The organism is Microvirga tunisiensis, assembly GCF_009296175.1.
Taxonomy (GTDB): Bacteria; Pseudomonadota; Alphaproteobacteria; order Rhizobiales; family Beijerinckiaceae; genus Microvirga; species Microvirga tunisiensis.
In genome coordinates this window covers 1-3,464 of record NZ_VOSK01000507.1, presented here as the reverse complement: position 1 = coordinate 3,464, position 3,464 = coordinate 1, and the positions used below count along the sequence as shown (strand labels likewise).

At 58.1% G+C, this 3,464-nt stretch carries 6 protein-coding genes; 5 read left to right on the top strand and 1 reads right to left on the bottom strand.

The annotated features are described in order from the left end of the window. Positions 1 to 150 precede the first annotated feature (150 nt). Entirely contained in the window at positions 151 to 786 is a 636-nt protein-coding gene (locus tag FS320_RS40270; protein WP_338105680.1) for a Crp/Fnr family transcriptional regulator, read from the top strand. Between the two features lie 71 nt (positions 787 to 857). Here FS320_RS40270 and FS320_RS40265 read toward each other — a convergent pair whose 3' ends face one another. Next, positions 858 to 1,310 carry an IS1096 element passenger TnpR family protein gene (locus FS320_RS40265; protein WP_152718077.1) on the bottom strand — a complete coding sequence of 151 codons (453 nt, stop codon included), beginning with the start codon at positions 1,308 to 1,310 and terminating at the stop codon, positions 858 to 860. 240 nt (positions 1,311 to 1,550) lie between these two features. Between FS320_RS40265 and FS320_RS40260 the strand changes: the two genes are divergently transcribed. The 4 genes from FS320_RS40260 to FS320_RS49205 all read left to right on the top strand — a co-directional run. After that, positions 1,551 to 1,802, top strand: coding sequence for a hypothetical protein (locus tag FS320_RS40260; RefSeq protein WP_152718075.1), 252 nt, complete (start codon positions 1,551 to 1,553; stop codon positions 1,800 to 1,802). Between the two features lie 137 nt (positions 1,803 to 1,939). Then, positions 1,940 to 2,743, top strand: a complete 804-nt coding sequence (locus FS320_RS40255) for a peptidoglycan-binding domain-containing protein (RefSeq protein WP_152718073.1) — start codon at positions 1,940 to 1,942, stop codon at positions 2,741 to 2,743. 14 nt (positions 2,744 to 2,757) lie between these two features. Next, on the top strand, positions 2,758 to 3,375 hold the full coding sequence (locus FS320_RS40250) for a trypsin-like peptidase domain-containing protein (protein WP_162003562.1): 618 nt from the start codon (positions 2,758 to 2,760) through the stop codon (positions 3,373 to 3,375). Then, positions 3,321 to 3,464 (top strand): DUF6429 family protein (locus FS320_RS49205; RefSeq protein ID WP_244626992.1); only part of this gene is annotated, 144 nt, incomplete at its 3' end. The genes FS320_RS40250 and FS320_RS49205, both read left to right, overlap by 55 nt.

Here is a 3,464-nt window from a genome sequence, read left to right as displayed (position 1 = left end):
TGATGGGCGAAAACCAGTTGCCGAAAGTAATCGCGGGTGTCAGATTCCAGGACGGCACCGAGATCGCAACGACGCCAACACACAACGTCGCCTGATCGGCCCCATCACCCAAAATCCAGCATAGGTCTTCTTAAACCCTACTTGGAGGCCGTGATCCTGCCGCGCGGCACCGTGTTGTACCAGCCCGGCGACCCCATCCGCCACACGTACTTCCCGCACGATGCTGTCGTTTCCCTCATCGATGTGATGGAGGATGGCCGTCTGGCAGAAGTGGCAATGTTCGGGTGCGAGGGGTTGTTCGGCCTCCTGACCGCATTTGTGAGCCGCGAAGCATTTGGCCGCTACGTCGTGCAGATCCCTGGCACTGCCTCACGCGTCCCTCTCGACCAGATGCACGAGGCCATCCGGACACGCCCCACTTTTCAACGGCGGGTGCTCGCTTACAACGAGGCGCTGCTCGCCCAAGCATATCACACGGTCGCGTGTAATGCCGTGCATACCGTCGAGGCCCGCTGCTGCCGCTGGATTTTGAGCACGCATGATCGCCTGAATCAGGACGCCCTGCCGTTGACCCACGAGTTCTTGAGCGAAATGCTGGGTGTTCAGCGCTCTACAGTCAGCGCGACCCTACGCAGCCTGCAAACCTCTGGACTCATCGTGCAGCGTCGAGCAGAGATCGTCGTGACGGACCGTGGCGGTCTCGAACAGGCAACCTGCGAGTGCTACGGCAAAATCCGATCTCGCTTCGAGAAGCTGCTGCCCGGCACTTATACCCGAACCGAATGATCAAGTCGAACGCGAGGCGCGTTAAGTCTAAGTTGCAGGAGCAGGGCTGACGATGGCTTCATCGAGACGGCTCAGGAGTCTTCCTCTTCCTCCCATGCGCCATATTGCTCGGGAGCCTTGCCGACCTTCTTGAGCACCTTCGGGTAACGGGTCTTCGCGACCTTCTGGCCCAGGCCGATAACCTCGACGACGAACCGCCAGTCGTCGCCGTAATCGAACATGAACAGCATCTTGTGGCCCACGTCTGGGAAGGCATCGGCAATGCGGGACTTCTCCACGCTCTTGGCTTCGGTCGCCTCTCCCATATCGGCAAACAACTCGTACCTGGGCTGGGAGCGCATCACGTCCTGCCCGGTGAGCTTCGAATAGAAGCCGAAGGCGTGATCGAACTCGAAGCCGAAGGAATGCACAATGGCCTCGGCCAGATCGCTGAGCGTTTTACGGCTTTCGACCTCGATCTCGCGGTAGATGGTCGGCTCGCCTTGGAGAACGACCCGGACGATATGGGTGCCAGCTTCGGTCATTCCGATCTCCTCCTTGGCCACCGCGCCCCTGATACGAGGCTCGCCGGTCATCGTTCTTGGCACGCCCGTCCCAGTTTCAAGTGATTTTCGCTCGAACATAGTCCACCCGGCGCTCCTGACCATCTTTAGGGGTGGGTACCTTGCGGGCTACAGAACCAAGCTGCGGAAGTGGCTGGTGGCACCTTGAGCCGCCAAGTTTCAATCACCACGTGGCTGCCGTACGCTCTTGGAGGTTCAATCATGCGTCGTCAAACGCGCAACTGGATCATGCCTGAAGTCGATATGGTGGCTATGCTGAGGCTCATCGACGAGAAGATCTGTTCGACAGAGATCGAAACCCGCCATCGCGATGCGCTGATCCGGCTGCGGGAGATTCTGGAAAACGATTTGACTGCTCATCTTTCGAACGGTTTGCCAGTGGAGTGTCAACCTGTTGCATCAGAAACGAGTAGAACGGTTCTTGCCAATCCCATCCGAGCGATTTGTCCCTAGATCTCTCTAAGCGGTTGGAGGGACATGGACGAGTCTCCTCCGTCCATTCGAGCCAGGGATACCTCTCCGGGTAGCGACTTTATGGCATTTGTGTGACATGTCGAATTGTGTAGCATAGGGGAGACGATAGAGACGGATTGGACAAAGAAATGGCATACGCTCGAAGCGCAGCCTCTGGGGTGGCAATGCTGCTGGCGGCTGTGGTCTGCGGAGGCCCTTCCGCTGTAGCGCAAGTTCGGCCACCCGGTTACGTTGAGGCTGCAAGTGCGTTCCAATCTGCATTCAATGTCGAGCAGCGGCTCTTTTTCCAAGTCTTAATGACCGCAGCCGGGTACTGGAACGCGGTCCCGAACGAAAACTTCAACCAGAGACTATTCAAGGCCATCCAGCGCTTTCAGACCGAGAATGGCCTCACGCCGAACGGCGCAGTGGACAAGGCACAACTCGAACGGCTTTTTGCGGTAGCGACACCGATGCTGGACCTATGGAGCTTCCGTAAGGTGAGTCATCCCTCCCGACCCACCGCAATCTGGATTCCATTCGGTCTCGGGCTTCATGCGGTTCGCAACGAGTTTGGGCTGACCTATGTTGATCCCCAAAAACGCGCAAAGATCGAGTTCACCACTGTCCCGAATGTCGGCATTGGCCAGAACTATGCTGCCGTCTTGAACACGATTGTCCGAGAAGGGGCCAAAGTCCACTACCGGGTCATGAAGGACGGCTGGTTCGTGATCTCAGCCACAACTCCGGATGGTATCGACCACTACATGCGCTACCACCAGGATGGAGCCTACGTCACTGGATTCACCCTCTCCTGGAACAATGCCAATGGCAATGTTGCGGGCGAACGGATCGCAATTCTGATGTCAGCCTCACTCTGGTCCAGTATGACCGGGGCTGCCTTCATCGATCCTCCGACACCTGACCGAAAGTCGCAGTAGCGCGACCGGCACCCGTGCAGCTACCGCCTGCGCCGCAACCCTCAGCCGCTTCTCCCACTCCATCGAAGCCGAAGGCAACTGGGGACTCCTCAGGAACCGGTTTCTTCGTCGGCAATGATGGCAGCTTGCTGACGAATGCGCATGTTGTAGACGAATGCACTACGATCCGGGTTACACTCGATGGTCGTGAACCTCTCCCGGCTCGGCTCGCCGCCAGTGATAAAGCAAACGATTTGGCCCTCCTCAGGGTTGATCACCGTCCCACGAAACTGGCTGCAATTAGGATCGGTATTCGTCTCGGTGAGCCAGTAGCGGTGTTTGGTTTCCCGCTTTCCAACGTCCTTGCGAGCACGGGCAACTTCACTCTGGGCAACGTCACCGCGCTTGCTGGTCTTGGCGACGATACACGCCACATTCAGATCTCAGCGCCTGTTCAGCCCGGCAACTCCGGTGGTCCTCTGCTCGACCACCAAGGGAATCTGGTGGGGGTTGTCACCTACAAGCTGAACGCACTTAAGACGTATCCATCCGAGCGGGGCCGCGGGATTTTGGGTGCCGCGCGTGGTAACGTCGGTTCATGGAGATCGATGAGGACAAGATCGACGATGCCGTTTTGGCGCTGTTATGGCTGACGCTGCATAACGAGCGTTGTGCCTGGAAGGGCTTCGACTGGGCAACGACGGATCGGCTTCACAAGAAGGGCTTGATCGGCGACCCAGTC